The organism is Pseudomonas sp. AFG_SD02_1510_Pfu_092, assembly GCF_003331055.1.
Taxonomy (GTDB): domain Bacteria; phylum Pseudomonadota; class Gammaproteobacteria; order Pseudomonadales; family Pseudomonadaceae; genus Aquipseudomonas.
In genome coordinates this window covers 1-23,244 of sequence record NZ_PUQD01000024.1, presented here as the reverse complement: position 1 = coordinate 23,244, position 23,244 = coordinate 1, and the positions used below count along the sequence as shown (strand labels likewise).

At 66.2% G+C, this 23,244-nt stretch carries 10 protein-coding genes; 5 read left to right on the top strand and 5 right to left on the bottom strand.

Annotated features, from left to right (window positions below):
• Positions 1 to 3: 3 nt before the first annotated feature.
• The gene (locus C6A77_RS12545; protein ID WP_114169751.1) at positions 4 to 849 is read right to left on the bottom strand and encodes a MoxR family ATPase; all 846 of its coding nucleotides are present in this window, start codon (positions 847 to 849) and stop codon (positions 4 to 6) included.
• A gap of 234 nt (positions 850 to 1,083) precedes the next feature.
• Complete coding sequence (locus C6A77_RS12540) at positions 1,084 to 2,151, bottom strand: DUF748 domain-containing protein (protein WP_114169750.1); 1,068 nt, start codon at positions 2,149 to 2,151, stop codon at positions 1,084 to 1,086.
• A 133-nt stretch (positions 2,152 to 2,284) separates the two neighbouring features.
• On the opposite strand from C6A77_RS12540, the gene cysK reads away from it, so the two are divergent.
• Entirely contained in the window at positions 2,285 to 3,259 is a 975-nt protein-coding gene (gene cysK, locus C6A77_RS12535) for a cysteine synthase A (RefSeq protein WP_114169749.1), read from the top strand.
• A gap of 173 nt (positions 3,260 to 3,432) precedes the next feature.
• Complete coding sequence (locus tag C6A77_RS12530) at positions 3,433 to 4,368, top strand: aspartyl/asparaginyl beta-hydroxylase domain-containing protein (RefSeq protein WP_114169748.1); 936 nt, start codon at positions 3,433 to 3,435, stop codon at positions 4,366 to 4,368.
• Positions 4,369 to 4,498: 130 nt separating this feature from the next.
• Here the strand turns inward: C6A77_RS12530 and C6A77_RS12525 are convergent, their stop codons facing one another.
• The 3 genes from C6A77_RS12525 to azu all read right to left on the bottom strand — a co-directional run bounded on the left by C6A77_RS12525 (position 4,499) and on the right by azu (position 7,943).
• Positions 4,499 to 5,656 (bottom strand): ATP-binding protein, encoded by a 1,158-nt coding sequence (locus C6A77_RS12525; protein WP_114169747.1) that lies wholly within the window; start codon positions 5,654 to 5,656, stop codon positions 4,499 to 4,501.
• Positions 5,657 to 5,803: 147 nt separating this feature from the next.
• Positions 5,804 to 7,456 (bottom strand): cyclic peptide export ABC transporter, encoded by a 1,653-nt coding sequence (locus C6A77_RS12520; RefSeq protein ID WP_114169746.1) that lies wholly within the window; start codon positions 7,454 to 7,456, stop codon positions 5,804 to 5,806.
• A 37-nt stretch (positions 7,457 to 7,493) separates the two neighbouring features.
• Positions 7,494 to 7,943, bottom strand: coding sequence for an azurin (gene azu / locus C6A77_RS12515; protein WP_114169745.1), 450 nt, complete (start codon positions 7,941 to 7,943; stop codon positions 7,494 to 7,496).
• Between the two features lie 175 nt (positions 7,944 to 8,118).
• On the opposite strand from azu, the gene C6A77_RS12510 reads away from it, so the two are divergent.
• The 3 genes from C6A77_RS12510 to C6A77_RS12485 all read left to right on the top strand — a co-directional run.
• On the top strand, positions 8,119 to 9,102 hold the full coding sequence (locus C6A77_RS12510) for a TauD/TfdA family dioxygenase (RefSeq protein WP_114169744.1): 984 nt from the start codon (positions 8,119 to 8,121) through the stop codon (positions 9,100 to 9,102).
• Positions 9,103 to 10,331: 1,229 nt separating this feature from the next.
• Positions 10,332 to 16,799, top strand: a complete 6,468-nt coding sequence (locus tag C6A77_RS12490; RefSeq protein WP_114169798.1) for a non-ribosomal peptide synthetase — start codon at positions 10,332 to 10,334, stop codon at positions 16,797 to 16,799.
• A gap of 1 nt (position 16,800) precedes the next feature.
• On the top strand, positions 16,801 to 23,244 hold a 6,444-nt coding region (locus C6A77_RS12485; RefSeq protein ID WP_114169741.1), incomplete at its 3' end, for a non-ribosomal peptide synthetase.

The following is a 23,244-nucleotide window of genomic DNA, read 5'->3' as shown; positions in this document are numbered from 1 at the left end:
CTGTCAGCGGTTGCCGCGCCGGCTCATGAAAGCCAGGCGCTCGAGCAACTGCACATCCTGCTCGTTCTTCACCAGCGCACCGGCCAGCGGCGGAATCGCCTTGGTCGGGTCGCGTTCGCGCAGCACCGCTTCACCGATGTTGTCGGCCATCAGCAGCTTCAGCCAATCGACCAGCTCGGAGGTGGACGGCTTTTTCTTCAGGCCTGGCACCTTGCGCACATCGAAGAACACATCCAGCGCCTCGCTGACCAGCGACTGGCTGATGTTCGGGTAGTGCACATCGACGATCTGTTGCAGGGTGCTGCGGTCGGGGAAGGCGATGTAATGGAAGAAGCAGCGGCGCAGGAAGGCGTCCGGCAGTTCCTTCTCGTTGTTGGAGGTGATGATGATGATCGGGCGCTGTCTGGCCTTGATGGTCTCGTCGATTTCGTAGACGTAGAACTCCATCTTGTCGAGTTCCTGCAGCAGGTCGTTGGGGAACTCGATGTCGGCCTTGTCGATTTCGTCGATTAGCAGGATGACCCGCTCTTCGGCCTCGAAGGCTTCCCACAGCTTGCCCTTCTTCAGGTAGTTGCGCACGTCGTGGACCTTGTCCACGCCCAGTTGCGAGTCGCGCAGGCGGCTGACCGCATCGTACTCGTAGAGGCCCTGGTGGGCCTTGGTGGTCGACTTGATATGCCAGGTGATCAGGCGCGCCCCGAACGAGGCGGCCAGCTGCTCGGCCAGCATGGTCTTGCCGGTGCCGGGCTCGCCCTTGACCAGCAACGGGCGTTCGAGGGTGATGGCCGCGTTTACCGCCAGTTTCAGGTCGTCTGTGGCGACGTAGTCGCGGGTGCCTTCGAACTTCATGGGTCTGTCCTCTGCTGTAAGCCTGCACCGGCCCTTTCGCGGGTAAACCCGCTCCCACAGGTACCCACCTTTGCTCAGGTTTGTGCAATACCTGTGGGAGCGGGTTCACCCGCGAAGAGGCCAGTACAAGCAGCACATATTTTTGATTTGTCACCGACTATAACGCGGGGCTCGCCAGCTGGAAACGCAGACCGGGTATTCAGTCCCTGAATGCCCCGTCACGCCATTCTGGTCTCAATCCGGCGCGTCACGCTCGTAGCGCGCATTGAATGCCTGGATAAACCCGTTGCGCAGGATCTGCAGAAACGCCTCGAAGGCACTGATATCCTGCTTGCGCACGCTGCCGCTCAGCTCCACGCGGGTGGCGAACTGGTTCTTCGGCTGGTTCTTCAGCACCGTCTCGGTCGCGCCCACCAGCGCCTCCCACACCGAGCGGAAGAAACCTTTGTCCTTTTCCTGCACATCCTGCTGCCAGTCGAACACATCCACATCGCGCAGCAGCGGCTTGATGTAACCGTTCAGGCGGCCGTTGGTGGCCTGCGCTTCGATCACCACATCGCCGTGCCCGGCATTGAAGTCGAACTTGCCGTAGGCACTGGCGAAGTCGTTGAGCCTGCGCAGCTCGATCCCGGTGGCGCGCAGGCGGAACTCGAAATCGTCGAAATCGCTGAACGGGTCGAAGGTCGCGCGGCTTTCCACCTTGGCATCGCCTGCGATCCGTGCGGTGCCGTCGAAGCTGGCATCGCGCCGGCCCTTTTCGTCGCGAATGTTGGTGAGGTTGCGGATACTGGCATTCAGCTGGGTAGCCTTGAGGTCGACCGGTGGCTTGGAATTGAAGTTGCGAAAGGTCAGCACGCCATTGTCGATGCGCACCTCGTTGAGGGTGATCGGCAGCAGTTTTTCCAGCTGCTGGCGCCAGTCGGTGCCTTGACCGGTCTGCGAATTCTGCTTGTTGCCGCCGTCGACGAAGTTCAGCTCGGGGCGCTGGAACTCCACTTCGGCCACCACCGCGCGGTCGTACCACAGGGCATGCCAGCTCACCGACAGGTCGATCAGCGGTGCGTCGAGAAACGGCACCGGCACCTTGCCGGTGGTCTTGACGATTTTCAGCCCGTTGATCTGGTAGGCACCGCGCCACCAGGCCAGGTCAACGTCGGCCACCTGGCCACGGTAGTCGCCCATGTCGGCCAGTTTGTCGTTGAGGTAGTCGCGCACCAGGTAGGGCAGGGCCAGGTGCAGCGCCAGCAACAGCACGATCAGGCTGGCCAGGCCGATCAGCGGCCAGCGATAACGGGCTCTCATCGGAGTGTCTCCAAGGCAGGATGTGCGGTTGACCGCAACGCGCCTGGCTGAGTTCGAACGAGCTTTACGGGCCGCCGGCCCGGGCTTACCCTTGAGGTCTTTCCCTGCTTTCTTTCATGCCAAGGACCCCGCCATGAGCCGTATCTTCGCAGACAACGCGCACTCCATCGGTAACACGCCGCTGGTGCAGATCAACCGCATTGCCCCGCGCGGCGTGACCATCCTGGCCAAGATCGAAGGGCGCAACCCGGGTTATTCGGTCAAATGCCGCATCGGCGCGAACATGGTCTGGGATGCCGAAAGCAGCGGCAAGCTCAAGCCGGGCATGACCATCGTCGAACCGACCTCGGGCAATACCGGCATCGGCCTGGCCTTCGTCGCCGCCGCGCGCGGCTACAAACTGATGCTGACCATGCCGGCCTCGATGAGCCTGGAGCGGCGCAAGGTGCTCAAGGCGCTGGGGGCCGAGCTGGTGCTGACCGACCCGGCCAAGGGCATGAAAGGCGCCATCGAGAAGGCCAACGAAATCGTCGCCGCCGACCCGGCCGGGTACTTCCTGCCGGGCCAGTTCGAAAACCCGGCCAACCCGGCGATCCACGAAAAGACCACCGGCCCGGAAATCTGGAACGACACCGACGGCGCGGTCGATGTGCTGGTGGCGGGGGTCGGCACCGGCGGTACCATCACCGGCGTGTCGCGCTACATCAAGCATACCCAGGGCAAGGCGATCCTGTCGGTGGCGGTGGAACCCGTGGCATCGCCGTTGATCAGCCAGACCCTGGCCGGTGAAGAACTCAAGCCCAGCCCGCACAAGATCCAGGGTATCGGCGCCGGCTTCGTGCCGAAGAACCTCGACCTGTCGATCGTCGACCAGGTGCTGACGGTGACCGATGAAGAGTCCAAGGCCATGGCCATTCGGCTGATGCAGGAAGAGGGCATTCTCTGCGGTATTTCCTGTGGCGCGGCGATGGCGGCCGCCGTGCGCCTGGCCGAAAAGCCGGAAATGCAAGGCAAGACCATCGTGGTGATCCTGCCGGACTCCGGCGAGCGCTACCTGTCGAGCATGCTGTTCAGCGACCTGTTCAGCGAGCAGGAAAACCAGCAGTAAGCGGCCTGGCCGCTGACCCGGCGCAAGGTTCGGCGGCCTGGTTTATTGCAAAATCTTCATGATTGAGTTGCCGTGCAGGCTGTTTTTACCCTGGCGGCATCGGTTTATGATGGCAGGATGATTTTCCGGAGGGCAGGGCGCGCAGCCCTGTCGCTTCCTCAAGGAGTGAAAGCATGACCTTTTCCTTTGCAGCCAAGGCGGGTGTCTTGCTGGTGTTTTTTGGCAGCGTGCTGTTCGTGCACCTGCGCGGCAAGGCTCGCTTGCCGGTGTTGCGCCAGTTCGTCAACCATTCGGCGCTGTTCGCCCCCTACAACAGCCTGATGTACCTGTTTTCCGGCGTGCCCTCCAGGCCCTACCTGGACCGCCAGCGCTTCCCCGAACTGGATGTGTTGAAGGACAACTGGCAGGAAATCCGCGCAGAGGCCATGCGCCTGTTCGACGAAGGTTACATCCGCGCTGCCGAGAAGGACAACGACGCCGGTTTCGGTTCGTTCTTCAAGAAGGGCTGGAAGCGCTTTTACCTGAAGTGGTACGACAAACCGCTGCCTTCGGCGCAAACCCTGTGCCCGCGCACCGTCGAGCTGGTCAGCAGCATCCCCAACGTCAAGGGCGCGATGTTCGCCCTGTTGCCCGGCGGCAGCCACCTGAACCCGCACCGTGACCCGTTCGCCGGTTCGCTGCGCTACCACCTGGGGCTGTCCACGCCGAATTCCGACGCCTGCCGCATCTACGTGGACGGCGAGGAATACGCATGGCGTGACGGCGAGGATGTGATGTTCGACGAAACCTACGTGCATTGGGTCAAGAACGAGACTGACGTCACCCGGGTGATCCTGTTCTGCGACATCGAACGGCCGCTGAGCAGCCCGCTGATGACCCGCATCAACCGCCAGGTCAGCGCCTTCCTCGGCCGTGCTACCGCACCGCAGAACACCGACGACGAACGCGTGGGCGGGATCAACCAGGCCTACGCCTGGAGCAAGCGCTTCAGCAACCGGATCAGCGCCCGGGTGAAGCAGTTCAAGCGCGCCAACCCCAAGGCCTACCGCGTGCTGCGGCCGTTATTGGCGGCGCTGGTGGTGTACCTGTTGTATCACTGGTTGTTCTGATTCTGCCTGTTGGGGCTGCCTTGCAGCCCATCGCGACACAAGGCTGCTCAGGTGGTCGCTTACGCCTGTGGCAGCGGCCTTGTGTCGCGATAGGGGCGCAAAGCACCCCCCGGCGCCCTCAGCAAAGCACTCAGGCCAGACCTTCCAGCAAGCCGTCCGCACGCACGATATCGACTATCACCTGTTCATCTACCGCGTACACCCCCCGCGATGCTTTCCACACCAAGTTCTTGTCCTGCAAAGCGATAAGTGCTTGCTGCACCCCCGGTACCTCGGCCTTCACTTCGCTCGCATCCACACCGGCCTGTTCCATCGCTTTGGCATACAGTGCCAGGGTCGGCGCCTCGAACGGCGCGTAGTCGTTCCCCTTCACGCACATGACACGTAGAACCGCAGCCTGGATAGGCGTGAGGCTGTGGATCACCTTTTTCAGATTTGCATTCAAGCCATTGGCTTGTGCCTGAACAAGCTCCCTGAACCGTGCCGGAATGGCCTCGGGCTCGATACCGAAATCGAAGCGGATTTCATCCGCTGCCGCACCTAACAGCTCTGGGCGGTAGCCGCTTTCCTTGAAGAGCTGGAACACCTGCGCTGGGTCGAGTGCGCTTGGCAGATCGATATTGGCGCAAAGCCAATCGATGAAATCCTGGTCCAGCATCGGGAACTGCACCATGGAGGCACCGAAAAACGCTTGGTCTTTGCTGTTGCGCAGCATTGCCAGCTTGTCCCGGTTCGAGCCGGTGCAGACGATGCGCAGGCCATGGTGCTTCGAGCTGTTGAGCTCGTCCCTGGCGGCCTTGAGAGCAAACAGGGCGGCGATGCCTGCTTCCGTCGTGATCGCATGCTGTGCTTCGTCGATGATCAGGACGATGATCCTGCGTGACTCATCGGAGAGTGCCACCAGAGCGCTGGTCAGGTCTATGTCCTGCCCGAGCCCGATCCTGTCCAGATTGAAGTTCAAGCCTCCAACCGCGACCTTTTCCATTCCGGACGATTTAGCGAGGCGCGTTATGAACCCTTCGTTCCGACCGACCGCTTCACGCACCGCTTCAACAATGACCTGACCCGGGTCCTTGGTCAGATCCTTCCATAGATCGGCATACAACACGATCGCCCCGGCGGCCTCCAACGCAGGGCGCAGGTCTTCGCGGGCGAAGGTCGATTTGCCGGTGCGCCGTGGTGCAGCGAGAAATACGCCCGAGCTGGCAGCACTGCCGACGGCGACATGCAGGATCAATTTCGACAGGCGGGATGCGAGGGCCGGGCGGTGGTAAACGGTTTCAGGCATTTGCTGTACCTCCATACGAATCTATAGCCAATTATAGACCGACTATAGATTGATTATAGGTGTCGTATGGAAAACCATTTATAGCGAATTATAGACCGACTATAGATAGATTATAGAGCGCCCGATTTTGCAGTCCGTTGCAGATTTTCATACCGGTTCCAGCGCTTCCACCACTTTTCCGCGGCTAAGGTGCACCACCTTGTCCGCCGTATCGAAGTACCGATCATCATGCGAAATCACGATGATGGTCTTGCCCATGCGCTTCAGGTCCGGCAGCAGCTCGGTGTAGAACACCCGGCGGAAGGTCGGGTCCTGGTCTGCCGCCCATTCGTCGAACACCAGCACCGGCCGCCCGTCGAGCCAGGCATTGACCAGCGCCAGGCGCTTGCGCTGCCCGGTCGACAGGTCGGTGGTGGTGAAGGCGCCATCGCGCACGCTGACCTTGTGGGCGATCTCCAGCCGCTCCAGGTAGCGCGTGGCATCGCTGGGCAGGCTGTGCTCGGGCTCGGGCAGGTCGTCGAACAGGTAATAGTCGGCGAACACCGTGGTGAACAACTGCCGGTAATCATCCAGCCCTTCCGGGCCGACGGCCTTGCCGTTCAGGCGCACTTCGCCGCGCTGCGGGGTGTACAGGCCCAGCAGCAGTTTGATCAGCGAGGTCTTGCCACAGCCGTTCTCGCCGACGATGAACAGGATCTCGCCCGGTTCGATGCTCAGGTTCACCGGGCCCACGCGGAACGGTTCGTTGCCGTCCACCGCTGGGTAGGCGTATTCCACCTCGTGCAGTTGCAGGTGCGCGCTGGCCGGGGCGCTGCGCTTGGCCGGCGGTGCCAGCAGCAGGTGCGGCTCCGGCGAGGAAAAGCGCTCGGAAAGGTCGGCGATGCGGCGGAACGCCACCTGCGCGCGGCCGAGAATCGGCAGGTTGCTGATCAGGGTTTCCAGCGGGCCTTTCATGTACAGCAGCACCAGCACGAAACCGCTCATCACCGCCGGGTCGTTGCTCGGCCATAGCGATTGCAGGGCCAGGGTCAGGCCGATCACCACGAAGAACAGCATCGAGCCCAGGCTCTTGGCCGCGACGAAGATGTTGATCGCGCGGATATGGGTGTTGGCGATGAAATCGGCACTGCCCTGGATATTGCGCGTCAGCATGGCGTGGCGGCGGCGGCGGTCGATGCGCAGTTCCTTGGCACCTTCGGCGATGGCCGAGTAGTGCTTCTGCAGGTGGTCTTCGGCGTCACGGGCGGCGTTGAAGCCGGCCACGCCTTTTTGCCGGGCGATGTACTGGATGCCGCTGCCGATGGCGATGGCTGCCAGGGTGATGAGGAAGATCGGCCACGACAGCCAGGCCAGGTAGGCCATGCAGCCGGTCACCGTGGTCAGCGAAATGGCCAGGGGGGCGAAGGCGAAGGCGAAGTCGCTGATGGTGTCGACGTCGCGGGTCAGTACCGGGATCAGGCGGTGGCTGCGGTAGCGCTCGATCTGCTCGATCGGTGCCGACAGCACCTTGGCGCCGAGGTCCTTGCGCAGCCGGGCGATGACTTTCTGCCCGACGTAGTTGGTGCCGCTGTCGGCCGCCACGCTGCTGACCAGGGCCAGCACGCACAAGCCGGCAAAGGCCAGGATCAGGTTCTGGCTCATGCCGCCGGCGGCATGCAGGCCCTGGTTGACGGTGGCCAGCAGTGCGGTCACGGCCAGGCCGCCGAGCATGCCCAGCAGCACCGAGACGATCACCGCCGGGCGGTAGGGTTTCAGCAGGCCCAGCAGTTCGCGGATGGCCCCGGGGGAGGAGGTTTTCATCAAGGGTGATCTCGCAGATTGAAAAGGGGGGGCGGGGTCAGCTGCCGAGGGTCAGGGTGCCCTTCATCAAGGTGCTGTGGAACGGGAACGAGCAATAGAAGCTGTAGGGGGTTGCGGCCTTCAGCTGCTGCGTGTCGAAGGTGACGCTGTCTTGTTCGCCGCCGCCGATCAGACGGGTATGGGCGATTACCCGGGTATCGCCAGGTTTCAGGTAGTCCTGCGCCTCGCCCGCCTTCTGGCCGTCATCGAGCACGCCCTGCATGTCGGCCTGGGTGCTCAGCACCCAGTTGTGGCCCATCACGTTCTTCGGCATGGCGCCGGGGTGGCTGAGGGTGACGGTGAACGCGGTGCAGGCCTTGGGCACGCTGATGGCGGCCTTGTCGAAGGTCATCTGGTCGGTGCCATGGATTTCCACGGCGCATGGCTGCGCCGACCAGGCGGCAGGGGCCGCGGCGAGCAGGGCAAGAAGCAGAAGCTGGCGAGTCATGTACGGTTCCTGGGCGATGAAAGGGGGCACATCGTTCAGACGAATCGGCGCCCGCCGGCTTTAGTTGTGGCCCTGCTGAATTTCCCCAAGGTCCGCTCGTTCCTCCAGACAGGCGCCGCGACGGCGCACATCCCGATTTTGCCGCCAACGCGGCTCTGGCTTGAGGTGACCGGACATGACTGAACTGCTGAGCTTTGCCATCGAACCGTTGGACGCTACGCGCGGCAACCTGCCGCTGCTGGTGCGCGCGCCGGAGCCGGGGATCGACCTGCTGGAAGCCTTTGCGGCATTGCAGCCGCTGGTCGAGCGGCACCTGTTGCAGGCCGGCGGTATCCTGTTTCGCGGCTTCGAGGTGGGCGGTGCAGAAGCCTTCCGCCAGTTCGCGGCGGCCTTCGGCCACCCGCTGCTCAACTACGAATTCGGCTCCACCCCGCGCAGCAATGTGACCCAGGGTGTGTACACCTCCACCGAGTACCCGGCGCACCAGAGCATCCCCCTGCACAACGAGCAGGCCTACACCCTGGAATGGCCGATGAAGATCTGGTTCTACAGCGTGATCCCCGCCGAGAGCGGCGGCGAGACGCCGATTGCCGACAGCCGCGAGGTGTACCGGCGCATGCCGGCGCGCATTCGTGAGCGGTTGATGGAGAAGGGGCTGATGTACGTGCGCAACTACGGCAACGGCTTGGATGTGGAGTGGTCGCAGGTATTCAACAGCGAAGACCCGCGCCAGGTCGAGGCCTACTGCCGGGCGCATGCCATTGAGTGCATCTGGAAGGATGACGGTGAACTGCGCACCCGCCAGCGCTGCCAGGTGGTCGCGCGTCACCCGGTGACCGGGGATGACGTGTGGTTCAACCAGGCGCACCTGTTCCACGTGTCGAACCTGCAGCCCGAGGTGCGCGAGTCGTTGATGGACATTGTCGAGGAGCAGGACCTGCCGCGTAACGTGTATTACGGCGACGGGTCGGCCATCGAGGATTCGCTGCTCGATGAAGTGCGCGGGGTGCTGGATGAATGCACGATCAGCTTCCCCTGGTTGCAGAACGATGTGTTGATGCTCGACAACATGCTGGCGGCCCATGCGCGGTCGCCGTTTACCGGTAAGCGCAAGGTGGTGGTGGCGATGGCGCAAGGGCATTCCGAACTGCTGCGCTGACGCTGCACTGCATGGCACCGGCTGCGCCGGTGTTCGCGGCCGCGGCCGCTCCCACAGGTTATCGCGTGAGCCCGAAGCCAGTGCAGTACCTGTGGGAGCGGGCAAGCCCGCGAAGCATCCAGCGCGGTGGGCGGCACCGGCTACGCCGGTGTTCGCGGCTAAAGCCGCTCCCACAGGTCATACCGCTTGAGCCCGGGGCATACGCGGTCCCCTGTGGGAGCGGGCAAGCCCGCGAAGCATCCAGCGCGGTGCATGGCACCGGCTACGCCGGTGTTCGCGGCTAAAGCCGCTCCCACAGGTCATACCGCGTGAGCCCGTGGCATACGCGGTCCCCTGTGGGAGCGGGTTCACCCGCGAAGCATCCAGTGCGGTGGAATGGCACCGGCTACGCCGGTGTTCGCGGCCACGGCCGCTCCCACAGGCTGGACTGCGTGAACTCGGCGCTTGCGCCATTCCCTGTGGGAGCGGGTTCACCCGCGAAGCATCCAGCGCGGTGCATGGCACCGGCTACGCCGGTGTTCGCGGCTAAAGCCGTTCCCACAGGTCATACCGCGTGGGCCCGGGGCATACGCGTTCCCCTGTGGGAGCGGGCAAGCCCGCGAAGAATCCAGCGCGGTGCATGGCACCGGCTACGCCGGTGTTCGCGGCCACGGCCGCTCCCACAGGTCATACCGCTTGAGCCCGGGGCATACGCGGTCCCCTGTGGGAGCGGGCAAGCCCGCGAAGAATCCGGCGCGGTGGATGGCACCGGCTACGCCGGTGTTCGCGGCTAAAGCCGCTCCCACAGGTCATCCCGCGTGAGCCCGGGGCATACGCGGTCCCCTGTGGGAGCGGGCGAGCCCGCGAAGCATCCAGCGCGGTGGATGGCACCGGCTACGCCGGTGTTCGCGGCTAAAGCCGCTCCCACAGGTCATACCGCGTGGGCCTGGGGCATACGCGGTCCCCTGTGGGAGCGGGCGAGCCCGCGAAGCATCCGGCGCGGTGCATGGCACCGGCTACGCCGGTGTTCGCGGCCACGGCCGCTCCCACAGGCCATACTGCGTGAGCTCGGCGCTTGCGCCATTCCCTGTGGGAGCGGGTTCACCCGCGAAGCACCCAGCGCGGTGCATGGCACCGGCTACGCCGGTGCTCGCACAAAGCCGATGCAGCCGGCGGCGCGGCCTCTACTAAATCACCCCTGCATACCTTCGTCTGACAGTTACCGCTCGACTGCCAGGACACCGCTCGACATGAATGCCGACCAAACGCTCAAACTCGCCCGCCGCTTCATCGAACTCGGCCCCGACAAGCGCCGCCTGTTCCTCAAGGCGCTGCAGGGCGAGGGCATGGACTTCGCCGTGCTGCCGATCGCTCCCGGGGTGGAGGTGGCCGAGCGTGACCAGCTGTCGTATGCCCAGCGGCGCATGTGGTTCCTCTGGCAGCTCGACCCGCAGGGCGCGGCGTACAACCTGCCCATGGCCGTGCGCCTGCATGGCCCGCTGGACCTGGGCGCCCTGCAGCACGCCTTCGACGCCCTGGTCGCGCGCCACGAAACCCTGCGCACCCGCTTCGTCGCCGACGGTGATGATGTGCGCCAGCAGGTCGATGCCAGCGCCGCCCCGTTGCAGCTGCGCCAGGATGTTCTGCACGGCGTGGATGAGTGCGCCCGCCAGGCCACCATCGAAACCATCGCCGAAGCCGAAGCGCTGGCGCCGTTCGACCTGGCCAACGGCCCGCTGTTGCGCGTGCGTTTGCTGCAACTGGCCGCGCAGGAGCATGTGCTGCTGCTGACCCTGCATCACATCGTCGCCGACGGCTGGTCGATGAACGTGCTGATCGATGAGTTCCTGCACCTGTACGACGCCGCCGTGGCCGGTCGCGAGGCCACCCTGCAACCGCTGCCGATCCAGTACCGCGACTACGCCCTGTGGCAGCGCAGCTGGCTGCAGGCCGGCGAGCAGGAGCGCCAGCTGGCCTACTGGCAGGCGCGCCTGGGCGACGACCATTCGCCGCTGGAATTGCCGCTGGACCGCACCCGCCAGGGCCGGCCCAGCTACCGTGGCGCGCGTCACCAGCTGACGCTTGCCAGCGACCTCGCCGAACGCCTGCGGGGCCTGGCGCGCAAGCACAACGTCACCCTGTTCATGGTCCTGCTGGCCGCCTTCAAACTGCTGTTGCAGCGCTACAGCGGGCAAACCGCGATCCGTGTCGGGGTCCCCATCGCCAACCGCAACCGTGCGGAAAGCCAGGGCCTGATCGGCTGCTTCATCAATACCCAGGTGCTGCACAGCGAAATCGACCCGCTGCTGGACATCGCCGGCCTGCTGCAACGCGTGCGCGAAACCGCCGTGGGCGCGCAAAGCCACCAGGACCTGCCGTTCGAACAGCTGGTCGAGGCCCTGGAGCTGCCACGCAGCAGCGACAGCCCGTTGTTCCGCGTGCTGTTCAACCACCAGGCGCAGGTGGCCGATGTGCAGGCCATCGAGACCCGCTCCGGCCTGAGCCTGGCACCGATCGAGCTGGCAAAGCACAGCGCCCGCTTCGACCTGGCACTGGATACCCATGAACGGGCGGGGCAGCTGCACGCCGCGTTCACCTATGCCACCGATGTGTTCGATGCGGCCACCGTGGCCGCCCTCGGCGAGCAGTGGCTGGCCCTGGTGCAAGCACTGGCGGGCGAAGCGGCTGGCGCCATTGGCGAGCTGCCATTGCCCGGCCTGGCGGCGGCCATCGGCACGCCTGCGCAGGCTGACGAAACGCTGTTGGTGCACCAGCGCTTTGCCGCCGCCGCCAGCCGCCACCCGGCGCGCACGGCAGTGATGGCCGCCGGCGAGCAGGCCAGTTTCGCCGAACTCGATGCCCGCGCCGAGGCCATCGCCAGCCGGTTGCACGAAGCCGGGGTCGCGCCGGAGACCCTGGTCGGCGTACTGGCCGACCGCAGCGTCGACATGCTCGCCAGTATCCTAGGTGTGCTCAAGGCCGGCGGCGCCTACCTGCCGCTGGAGCCCGAGCAACCGGCTGAACGCCTGGCCTACATACTCGCTGACAGCGGCACGCGCCTGGTGCTGGCCCCCGGCAACTGGCAGGCCGAACTGCCGGCAAATGTGCAGCACCTCAACTGGGCGCAAGCCGGTAATGGTCGCGTCACACGCGCCGCTCCGGCAGCGGCCAACCTGGCCTATGTGATCTATACCTCCGGCACCACCGGCCAGCCCAAGGGCGTGGCGATCAGCCACGGCGCCCTGGCCAATTACGTCGAAGGCATCGCAGCGCGCCTGCCGGTCGAGCGCATTCGCAGCATGGCCCAGGTCTCGACCCCGGCTGCCGACCTTGGCCACACCATGCTGTTCGGCGCCCTGTGCGGCGGGCACACCTTGCACCTGCTGGCGCGCGAACAGGTACTGGATGCCGAAGGCTTCGCCGCCTACCTGGCCGAGCACCAGATAGACGCGCTGAAGATCGTACCGTCGCACCTGGAAGCCATGTTGCTGGCTGGCCGCTCGGCGCTGCCGGCACAGTGCCTGGTGCTTGGCGGCGAGGCCATCAGTCCGGGCCTGCTGGGCAAGGTCCGTAACCTGGCCCCGACGCTCAAGGTGTTCAACCATTACGGCCCGACCGAGACCACCGTCGGTGTGCTGGTCGCCGAACTGAACGGGCAGGCCAGCCTCGGCCAGCCGCTGGCCAACACCCGCGTCGCAGTGCTCGACCACTGCCTGCAACCCCTGCCGGCCAAGGCCAAGGGTGAGCTGTACATCGGCGGCGCCGGCCTTGCCCGTGGCTACCTGAAGCGCCCGGCACTCACCGCCGAGCGCTTCGTGCCCGACCCGAACGGCCGTCACGGCGAGCGCCTGTACCGCAGCGGTGACTGGGTGCGCCAGGGCAGCGACTTGCAATTCGCCGGGCGCATGGATGGCCAGGTGAAGATCCGTGGCTATCGGGTGGAGCTGGCCGAAATCGAGAACCAGCTGCGTGCCCTGGGCGGTGTCGCCAATGCCCTGGTCCGCGTGCATGGCCAGGCGCCACAACTACAACTGGCCGCGTGGCTGGTGCCCAGCGAGCAACCGGCCGACCCCCAGGCCTGGCAGGAATCCATCCGCGCCAGTCTCAAGAGCCTGCTGCCCGAACACATGGTGCCGACCCACCTGATGGTGCTGGCGCATCTGCCGGTCACGGTCAACGGCAAAGTCGATGTCAAGGCGCTGCCGGAACCCGTCGCCACCCAGGTGGCTTATCAAGCGCCGCAGACCCCGCTGCAAACGCAGTTGGCACAGATATGGGCGCAAGTCCTGCAAGTACCGCAGGTGGGCCTGAGCGACAACTTTTTCGCCCTCGGCGGCCACTCGCTGCTCGCTACCCAGGCGGTATCGCGGATACGCAAGCAGCTGGGCGTGGATATCCCGCTACGCAGCCTGTTCGACACCGTCGACCTGCAAGCCTTCGCCCAAGCGGTGGCCGAGGGCGAGCAGGGCGTCGGCCAGGACATCACGATTCTCGACCGCCAGCAGCCATTGCCGGTGTCGCCTTCGCAACACCGTCAGTGGCTGTTCTGGAAGCTCCACCCGGAAAGCCTGGCCTACAACACGCCGATGGCCGTGCGTATGCAGGGCAACCTTGACCGTGCCGCGCTGCAGGCCGCACTGGATGCGCTGGTGGCCCGCCACGAAGCGCTGCGCACGGTGTTCGTCGAGGCCGAAGGCCTGCCCTGGCAGCGCATCCTGCCGGCGGCGACGGTGCCGATCAGCTTCGACGACCTCGGCGGCCAGGACCACGCCGCGCAGATGCGCAATCTGGAAGCTGAAGCCTTCGTCCCGTTCGATCTGGAGCGCGGTCCGCTGCTGCGCGCCCGGCTGTTCCAGGTACAGGCGCAGGAGCACCTGCTGTCGCTGACGCTGCACCATATCGTCTCCGACGGCTGGTCGATGAGCCTGCTGGTACGCGAGTTCGCTGCTGCCTACAACGCCGCGGCCACAGGCCAGGCGCGAACCATCGAGCCGCTGCCGGTGCAGTACGCCGATTTCGCCGCCTGGCAGCGCAAGTGCCTGGCCGAGGGGCAGATGCAGGCGCAGATCGACTACTGGAAGGCCCGCCTGGAAGACGACTTCGAGGTGCTCGAACTGCCTGCCGACCGCATTCGCCCGCAGGTCAAAAGCTACCAGGGCAACCGCTTCGACGTGCGCCTGCCGCAGGCCCTCACCGAGCGCCTGCGGGCCCTGGCGGTGGCATCCAACACCACGCTGTTCCATGTGTTCCTGGCGGCCTTTGCCATCGTGCTGTCGCGCTACAGCCGCAAGGGCACGCTCAACATCGGTGTGCCGGTCACCAACCGCAACCGCCTGGAGCTGGAAGGGCTGATCGGCTTCTTCATCAACGTGGTGGTGGCCCGTATCAGAGTCGATGGCAGCCAGCCATTCCCGCAGTTGCTGGCGGCGATCAAGGAAACCACCTTGCAGGCCCAGGCCAACAAGGATGTGCCGTTCCTCGAGGTCGCCGAAGCGCTGTACCCCGACCGCGACCAGGGCGTGAACCCGTTCTTCCAGGTGCTGTACAACCACCTGCGCGACTTGGGTGAGCAGGTGGCCGGCGATGCCCTGCACGGCCTGCAGGTCAAGGAAGTGGACCTGCAGGAGCCGGGCGCGCAGTACGACATCTCGCTCAACACCCTGGAGCGTGCCGATGGCGTGAGTGCCTCGTTCAACTACTCCACCGACTTGTTCGACGAAGCGCGCATCGAGCGCATGGCCGGCCACTGGCAGGCGCTGCTGGAAGCCATCTGTGCCGAACCGCAGCGCCGCATCGCCGAGCTGGACTTCCTCGGCAGCGCCGAACGCCAGCAGCTGACCCACGGTTGGAACCCCGCGCCGCAAACCGCCAGCGGCCTGTGTGCGCACCAGCTGCTAGCGTGCCAGGCGCGTGAGCGTCCAGACGCTATCGCGCTGATCTGCGACGACCAGCAGATGACCTATGCCGAACTGGACCGCAGCAGTAACCAGCTGGCGCACCGCCTGCGCGCGCTGGGGGTGGGGCCGGACCGCCTGGTCGGCGTGGCCGTCGAACGCGGCCTGGGCATGGCGCTGGCGCTGATCGCCATTCACAAGGCCGGTGGCGCCTATGTGCCGCTGGATCCGGACTACCCGCAGGAGCGGTTGGGCTACATGATCGAGGACAGCGGTATTGGCCTGCTGCTGGCCGATGCACCCTCGCGTGAGCGCCTGCAACTGGGCAAGCAACTGCCCTGCGTGGTACTGGAACCGGGCACCGAGTGGCTGCAGGCCTGGCCCGCCGAGCCGCTGGCAAACCTGGCTGCAGCGCACAACCTCGCCTATGTCATCTACACCTCCGGGTCCACCGGCCTGCCCAAGGGCGTGGCCGTCGATCACCATGCGTTGTCGGTGTTCTGCCAGGTGGCCGCCGACTATTCGCGGCTGACCGCGGACGACCGCGTGCTGCAGTTCGCCACCTTCAGCTTCGACGGTTTCATCGAGCAGTTTTTCCCGCCGCTGGCCCAGGGCGCCTGCGTGGTGCTGCGTGACCTGCGGCTGTGGGACACCGCCACCTTGCTGGGCGAGATCAACCGCCACGGGGTGACCGTGGCCGACTTGCCAGCCGCCTACTGGCGCCTGCTGGCGCTGGAGCGTCGCAGCGCCGAGGCCTATGGCCGGCTCAGGCAGATTCATGTCGGCGGTGAAGCGGTGCCGGAGGATGCCTTGCGCGCCTGGCTGGTCGATGGCCCGCCAGCGGTGCGCCTGCTGAACACCTACGGCCCGACCGAAGCCACCGTGGTCGCCACCACCTACGACTGCTCGCAGATGACGGTGGAGCAGGTCAGCCAGTGCGGGGTGCCGATCGGCCGTGCCTTGCCGGGGCGTGCCTTGCATGCCTTGGACGATGGCCTGGCGCCGACGCCGGTGGGTGTGCCTGGCGAGCTGTTCATCGGCGGCGCCGGCTGCCTGGCGCGCGGTTATCACCAACGGCCGTCACTCACCGCCGAGCGTTTCATCCCCGACCCGTTCGACCCGGTCGGCGGTGGCCGGCTGTACCGCACCGGCGACCTTGGCTGTTACGACGAAAACGGCCAGCTGGCCTATCGCGGCCGGGTCGATCACCAGGTGAAGGTGCGCGGCTTCCGCATCGAACTGGGCGAGATCGAGCAGCACCTGCGGGCCCATCCGGATGTGCGCGAGGCGGCCGTGCTGGCCATCGACCTGCCCACCGGCAAGCAGTTGTGCGCCTACGCCGTGCCGGCCGAGGGCTACCACGGCGACCTGCGCCTGGCCTTGAAGCAGCACCTCAAGGCCAGCCTGCCGGACTACATGATCCCGTCGTGCCTGGTGACCCTGGCGAGCCTGCCCCTGACCCCCAGCGGCAAGCTCGACCGCAAGGCGCTGCCATTGCCCGAGCCGAGCCAGCCGCAGCATGACTATCAGGCGCCGCAGACCGCGCGCCAGCAGCAGTTGGCGGATATCTGGGCGCAGTTGCTGAACGTCGCCCGGGTCGGCCTGAACGACAACTTCTTCGAGCTGGGCGGGCATTCCTTGCTGGCAGCCCAGGCCGTATCGCGGATCAACGTCGAGCTGGGGCTGGACATGCCCCTGCGGCTGATCTTCAGCCACCCCGAACTGCGCGCGTTCGCCCAGGCGCTGGACGAGCAGGGGCTGTCGCTGTCCGACGACGGCCTGAGCGATATCGAACACATGATGAACGCATTCACAGAGGCCTGACATGGAACTCACTGCAGCACAACGCATCGCCCAACGTTTCGTCGGCCTCCCCGTGGAGCAACGCCAGCAGATCCTGGACAAGATGCAGGCCAGCGGCCAGAGCTTCCGCCTGCTGCCGATCGTCCCGGCGCGCCCGGGCCGGGCGCGCCTTCCGCTGTCGTACGCCCAACAGCGTTTGTTGTTCCTCTGGCAGCTGGAGCCCGACAGCCCGGCCTACAACGTGCCGATGGCGGTGCGCCTGAAAGGCCCGTTGGACCCGGCGCTGCTGCAACAGGCGCTGGATGCGCTGGTGCAGCGTCACGAGTCGCTGCGTACCCGCTTCGCCTCGCAAGACGGTGAATTCCACCAGGAAATTCTCACCCACTGCCCGCTGCCAGTGGCCTTGATGACGGTCGCCGAGGCCCCCGATGAAGCCGCGCTGAGCAGCGCGGTGGAGGCCGTCCTCAAGCAGCCGTTCGACCTGCTGAGCGGGCCGCTGCTGCGGGTCGCGTTGCTGCGTGTGGCGGCCGACCAGCATGTGCTGGCGCTGAGCATGCATCACATCATCGCCGACGGCTGGTCCAGCGATGTGTTGGTGCAGGAATTCATCCAGCTGTACACCGCCCTGGCCGAAGGCCGGCAGGCCGAGCTGCCGGCGCTGCCGATCCAGTACGCTGACTACGCCATCTGGCAGCGCGCCTGGCTCGAAGCCGGTGAAGCGCAGCGCCAGCTGGCCTACTGGCAGGCGCAACTGGGCGACGAGCAGCCGCTGCTGAGCCTGCCGCTGGACTTCGAGCGCCCGGCCACGCCCAGCCAGCGCGGTGCCGTGCTGCGCGTGGACATCGGCAGCGCCCAGGCCGAGGCCCTGCGCAGCCAGGCGCGCAAGGGCGGCCATACGCTGTTCGGGCTGGTACTGGCGGCCATGGCAGTGGTGCTGTCGCGCTATAGCGGCCAGGCCGATATCCGCATCGGCGCACCGAACGCCGGGCGCAACCGCCAGGAGCTGGAAGGCCTGATCGGCTTCTTCATCAACACCCAGGTGCTGCGCGTGCAAGTGGACGAGCGCGCCACCTTCGCCGCGCTGCTGGAGCAAGTAAAAGATGTGATCGGCGGCGCCCAGTCACACCAGGAACTGCCGTTCGAACACCTGGTCGATGCCCTGTTGCCCGAGCGCAACCTGGCGCACAACCCGCTGTTCCAGTTCAAGATCAACCAGCACGTAGCCGCCAGCGATACAGGGCGCAAGCGCCTTGGCGCGCTGGAGGTGGAAGGCTTTGCCCGTGACGGCGGTGACGCCCGCTTCGACCTGGCGTTCGACTTTTCCGACAAGGCCGACGGCATCGAAGGCTATTTCACCTATGCCACCGACCTGTTCCAGCAAGCCACCATCGAACGCATGGCCGCCTCGCTGCGCCAGGTGCTGGATGCGCTGGTCCGCAACCCGCAGCAGGCGATCGTCGACAGCCCGCAAGTGGCGCCGCTGCTGCCGGCGACCACGCAGGCCTACCCGCACGGCGACATCCTGGCCCTGTGGCGCCAGGCCATGGCGCAAGGCCAGGCCCTCGGTGGTGTGCGTGCCGGTGACCGGTTCATGACTCAGGCCGGACTGGAGGCGGCGTCCAACCGCCTGGCCAACTACCTGCGCCAGCGCGGCGTCGGTGCCGGCAGCGTCGTTGCCCTGTGCCTGCCGCGCTCCATCGAGTGGGTCAGCGCCTTGCTCGCAGTGCTCAAGACCGGCGCCGCCTACCTGCCGCTGGACACCCAGCAACCGCAGGAACGCCTGCAACAACTGATTGCCGACAGTGGCGCCGCCGTACTTCTGCATGAACCGGGCGACCAGCGCTTTGCCGGCCTCACCGGCGTGCAGCTGATTTGCTGCGATCACACCGCCTGGGCAACCTGCAGCGACAGCCCGGTCGAGGTGGCCATCGCCGCCGAACAACCGGCCTATCTGATCTACACCTCGGGCTCGACCGGTCAGCCGAAAGCTGTGGTGGTCAGCCATGGGGCGCTGGCCAGCTACACCCAGGCGCTGCTGGAGCGCCTGCAACTGCCGGCCGCGGCGAGCATGGCGATGGTGTCCACCACCGCGGCCGACCTGGGCCACACCGTGCTGTTCGGCGCCCTGGCCTCTGGCCGCCTGCTGCACCTGCTGCCACAGGAACTGGCGTTCGACCCGGATGGTTTCGCCAGCTACATGGCGCAGCATCAGGTGGGCGTGCTCAAGCTGGTGCCAAGTCACCTGCAAGGCTTGCTGCAAGCGGCCTGCGCCGCCGATGTACTGCCCGTCGAGGCGCTGATCCTCGGCGGTGAAGCGTGCAGCTGGGGCCTGCTGGACAAGGTCCGCGAACTGCGCCCGGATTGCCGAGTGATCAACCACTACGGGCCGACCGAAACCACCGTCGGCGTGCTCACCTTCGAGCCGGTGCAGCGGCTGCCAGGCTGCCGCACGGTGCCGGTCGGTCGCCCGCTGGGCAACGCCTGCGCGCAGGTGCTGGACGCCTACCTCAACCCTGTGGCGGTGCAGGTGGCTGGCGAGTTGTACCTGGGTGGGCAGGGGGTCGCCCAAGGGTATCTGGGCCAGCCGGCGCTGACGGCCGAACGCTTCGTGCCGACCGAGGGCGGTGCCCGCCTGTACCGCACGGGTGACCGCGCGCGGCTAACGGCCGACGGTCTGATCGAGTTCATCGGGCGTGCCGACGACCAGGTGAAAATCCGTGGTTACCGCGTGGAGCCGGGTGAGGTCGGCCGGGTGCTGGCCGGCTTGCCTGGGGTCAGCGAGGCCGTGGTGCTGGCGCTGCCGCTGGAAGGCGATGCCGAGCGCCTGCAACTGGTGGCTTACGCGGTTGCCGACGACGGCGTGACCGTGCAGCAGTTGCAGGCGCACCTGCACGCTCGCCTGCCGGACTACATGGTGCCGGCGCAGGTGCTGCTGCTCGAGCGCCTGCCGCTGACTGCCAACGGCAAGCTCGACAAGCGCGCGTTGCCGGTACCCGGTGCGGTCAGCCGCGGCTATGTGGCGCCACAAGGCGATATCGAGGAAAAGCTGGCCGCCGTGTGGGCCGATGTGCTCAAGCTGGAGCAGGTCGGCAGCACTGACAACTTCTTCGAACTGGGCGGCGACTCGATCCTCAGCCTGCAGATCATCGCCCGGGCCAAACGCCAGGGCCTGCGCATCACGCCCAAGCAGCTGTTCGAACAACAGACCATCGCCCAGCTGGCCCAGGTGGCCAAGCGCATCGAGGCCAAGCAAGCGGTTGCGGCCGCAGCCGTGGACACCGCCAACATCGGCGAGGTGGTATTGCTGCCGGCTCAGGCGCGTTTCTTCGAGTTGGAGATCGCCCAGCCTGCACATTGGAACCAGTCGGTACTGCTCAAGCCGGCCAGCCCGGTGCAGGTGCCGCAGTTGCAGGCCGCCCTGCGCGCCGTGGTCGAACAGCACGATGCCTTGCGCCTGCGCTTCAGCCGTGGCGAAAGCCAGTGGCAGGCACGTTTCCAGCCGCTGGACAGTGCGCCACTGCTGCTGCAGCGCAACCTGGCCTCGCTGGATGAACTGGACGCTGCTGGCAACCAGGTGCAAGCCAGCCTGAACCTGGAGCACGGGCCGCTGCTGCGTGCCGAACTGTTCGACTTCGCTGATGGCCAGCAGCGCCTGCTGCTGGTGGTCCATCACCTTGTGATCGACGGCGTGTCGTGGCGGGTGTTGCTGGAAGACCTGCAAGCGGCCTACCGGCAACTGCTGGACGGCCAGGCCGTGAGCCTGCCCGCCAAGACCACCTCGGTGAAGACATGGGCCGAACGCTTGGCCAGCCATGCCGGCAGTGCTGCGCTGCATGCCCAGCGCGACTATTGGCTACAGCTGCTGGCCGGTGACCACGCCGAGCTGCCGCGTGACAACCCGCAGGGCAGCCTGGCCAACACCCATGCCGGCACGGCGGTTACACGGCTGGATGCCGAACGCACCGCCAGGCTGCTGAAGCAGGCGCCGGCGGCCTACCGCACACAGATCAACGACCTGCTGCTGACCGCGCTGGCGCGCACCCTGTGCCGCTGGAGCGCGCAGGACAACCTGCTGGTGCAGTTGGAAGGCCATGGCCGCGAAGACCTGTTCGACGACCTTGACCTCAGCCGCACCGTGGGCTGGTTCACCAGCCTGTTCCCGGTGCGCCTCACCCCCGGCCACGACCTCGGCCAGTCGATCAAGGCGATCAAGGAGCAACTGCGCGCGGTGCCGGACAAAGGCCTCGGCTATGGCCTGCTGCGCTACCTCGGCGCTGCCGACCTGCGTGCGCAGGTACAGCGCGGTGCCCAGGCCCGCGTCACCTTCAACTACCTGGGCCAGTTCGATGCCAGCTTCGATGCCGGCGCGCTGTTCAGCCCCAGCGCCGAACGCGCAGGCCGTACCCAATGTGCCGGCGCCCCGCTGGGCAACTGGCTGAGCATCACTGGCCAGGTGTACGGCGGCGAGCTGTGCCTGGAGTGGACCTACAGCACCGATATGTACCAGCCGGCCACCATCGACGCGTTGGCCCAGGCTTACCAACAGGCCTTGGCTGAGCTGGTCGAACACTGCTGCGATGCCCGCCAGCAGGGCATCACGCCGTCCGACGTGCCCCTGGCCAGGCTGACCCAGGCGCAACTGGACAGCCTGCCGGTGGCGGCGGGGCAGATCGCCGACGTTTACCCGCTGTCACCGATGCAGCAGGGCATGCTGTTCCATACCCTCTACGACCCGCAGGCCGGCAACTACATCAACCAGCTACGGGTGGAGGTGCAAGGGCTGGATGTGCAGCGTTTCAAGCAGGCCTGGCAGGCCACGCTGGATGCGCACGACATCCTGCGCACCGGGTTTGTCCTGGCGGGCGAGCTGGAGCAAGCCGTGCAGCTGGTACACAAGGCCGTCGCGCTGCCGTGCAGCGAGCATGACTGGCGTGGCCAGCCGGCGCTGCAGCAGGCACTGCAGGCCCTTGCCGAGGATGAGCGCCAGCGTGGCTTCGACCTGGCTGGCGCACCGCTGCTGCGCCTGGTACTGGTGCGTACGGGCGACGCCAGCCATCACCTGATCTACACCAACCACCACATCCTCATGGACGGCTGGAGCACCTCGCGCCTGCTCGGTGAGGTGCTGCAGCGCTACGCCGGCCTGCTGCCGCCCACGCAGACCACGCGTTACCGCGACTATATCGGCTGGCTGCAAGGCCAGGACGCGGCGCTTGCCGAAGCGTTCTGGAAAGCCCAACTGGCCGTGCTGGACGAGCCGACCCGGCTGGCCCGGGCGGTCGCCGGTAGTGCCGGTGGCAGCGGCTACGGCAACCACCGGGTGGCCTTCGACCGCGAGCAGACTGCGCGCATCGAAGCGTTCGCCCGGGCCAACCGGGTCACCCCCAACACCCTGGTGCAATCGGCCTGGCTGCTGCTGTTGCAGCGCTGCACCGGCCAGGCCAGCGTGTGCTTCGGCGCCACGGTTGCCGGGCGCCCGGCAGACCTGCCTGGCGTAGAGGAGCAGATCGGCCTGTTCATCAACACCCTGCCTGTGATCGGCGCGCCGCGTGCCGAGCAGCGCGTGGCCGAGTGGATCGGCCAGGTGCAGGCCGGCAACCTTGCGCTGCGCGAGTTCGAGCACACCCCGCTGTACGATGTGCAGCGCTGGGCGGGGCAGGGTGGTGACGCCTTGTTCGACAGCATCCTGGTGTTCGAAAACTACCCGGTGGCCGAGGCGCTGCAGCAGGGCGCACCCGGCGGCCTGCGCTTCGGCGATGTGGCGGTGCAGGAACAGACCAGCTACCCGCTGACCCTGTTGGTGGAACTGGGCGCGACGTTGTCGATGCAGTTCAGCCATGACCGAACGCAGTGGAGCGATGAGGCCATCGGCCGGCTGGCCGGCTACTTCACCAACCTGCTGCAGGCGCTGGTGGCCGATGCGGGCGCGGTGCTCGGCGAACTGTCGATGTTGGGCCAGCCGGAACAGCAACAGATGGTCGAAGGCTGGAACGAGACCCATGCGACGTACCCGGACGAGCGCAGCATTCATCAGCTGATCGAGGCCCAGGTATTCGCCACCCCGGACGCTCCGGCACTCGCCTTTGCCGAACAGACGCTGACTTACGCCGAGCTCAACCGCCGGGCCAATCAGCTGGCGCACAAGCTGCGCGAGCTGGGCGTCGGCCCGGACGTGCTGGTCGGTATCGCCATGGAGCGCAGCCTGGAGATGGTCATCGGCTTGCTGGGCATCGTCAAGGCCGGTGGCGCCTATGTGCCGCTGGACCCGGAATACCCGCAGGACCGCCTGAGTTACATGTTCGAGGACAGCGGCATCGCCCTGCTGCTGACCCAGTCGCACCTGCACGAAACCCTACCGATCCCGGCCGGCCTGCGCAGCCTGGATCTGAATACCGAGAACTTCGACGGCTACAGCGATGCCAACCCGAACATCGCCGTGGCGCCGCTGAACCTCGCCTACGTGATC

What these genes read in the sequence shown, in the direction of transcription:
- C6A77_RS12545 (WP_114169751.1), bottom strand. Translation starts at nt 849, where the DNA reads ATGAAGTTCGAAGGCACCCGCGACTACGTCGCCACAGACGACCTGAAA.
- C6A77_RS12540 (WP_114169750.1), bottom strand. Translation starts at nt 2,151, where the DNA reads ATGAGAGCCCGTTATCGCTGGCCGCTGATCGGCCTGGCCAGCCTGATC.
- cysK (WP_114169749.1), top strand. Translation starts at nt 2,285, where the DNA reads ATGAGCCGTATCTTCGCAGACAACGCGCACTCCATCGGTAACACGCCG.
- C6A77_RS12530 (WP_114169748.1), top strand. Translation starts at nt 3,433, where the DNA reads ATGACCTTTTCCTTTGCAGCCAAGGCGGGTGTCTTGCTGGTGTTTTTT.
- C6A77_RS12525 (WP_114169747.1), bottom strand. Translation starts at nt 5,656, where the DNA reads ATGCCTGAAACCGTTTACCACCGCCCGGCCCTCGCATCCCGCCTGTCG.
- C6A77_RS12520 (WP_114169746.1), bottom strand. Translation starts at nt 7,456, where the DNA reads ATGAAAACCTCCTCCCCCGGGGCCATCCGCGAACTGCTGGGCCTGCTG.
- azu (WP_114169745.1), bottom strand. Translation starts at nt 7,943, where the DNA reads ATGACTCGCCAGCTTCTGCTTCTTGCCCTGCTCGCCGCGGCCCCTGCC.
- C6A77_RS12510 (WP_114169744.1), top strand. Translation starts at nt 8,119, where the DNA reads ATGACTGAACTGCTGAGCTTTGCCATCGAACCGTTGGACGCTACGCGC.
- C6A77_RS12490 (WP_114169798.1), top strand. Translation starts at nt 10,332, where the DNA reads ATGAATGCCGACCAAACGCTCAAACTCGCCCGCCGCTTCATCGAACTC.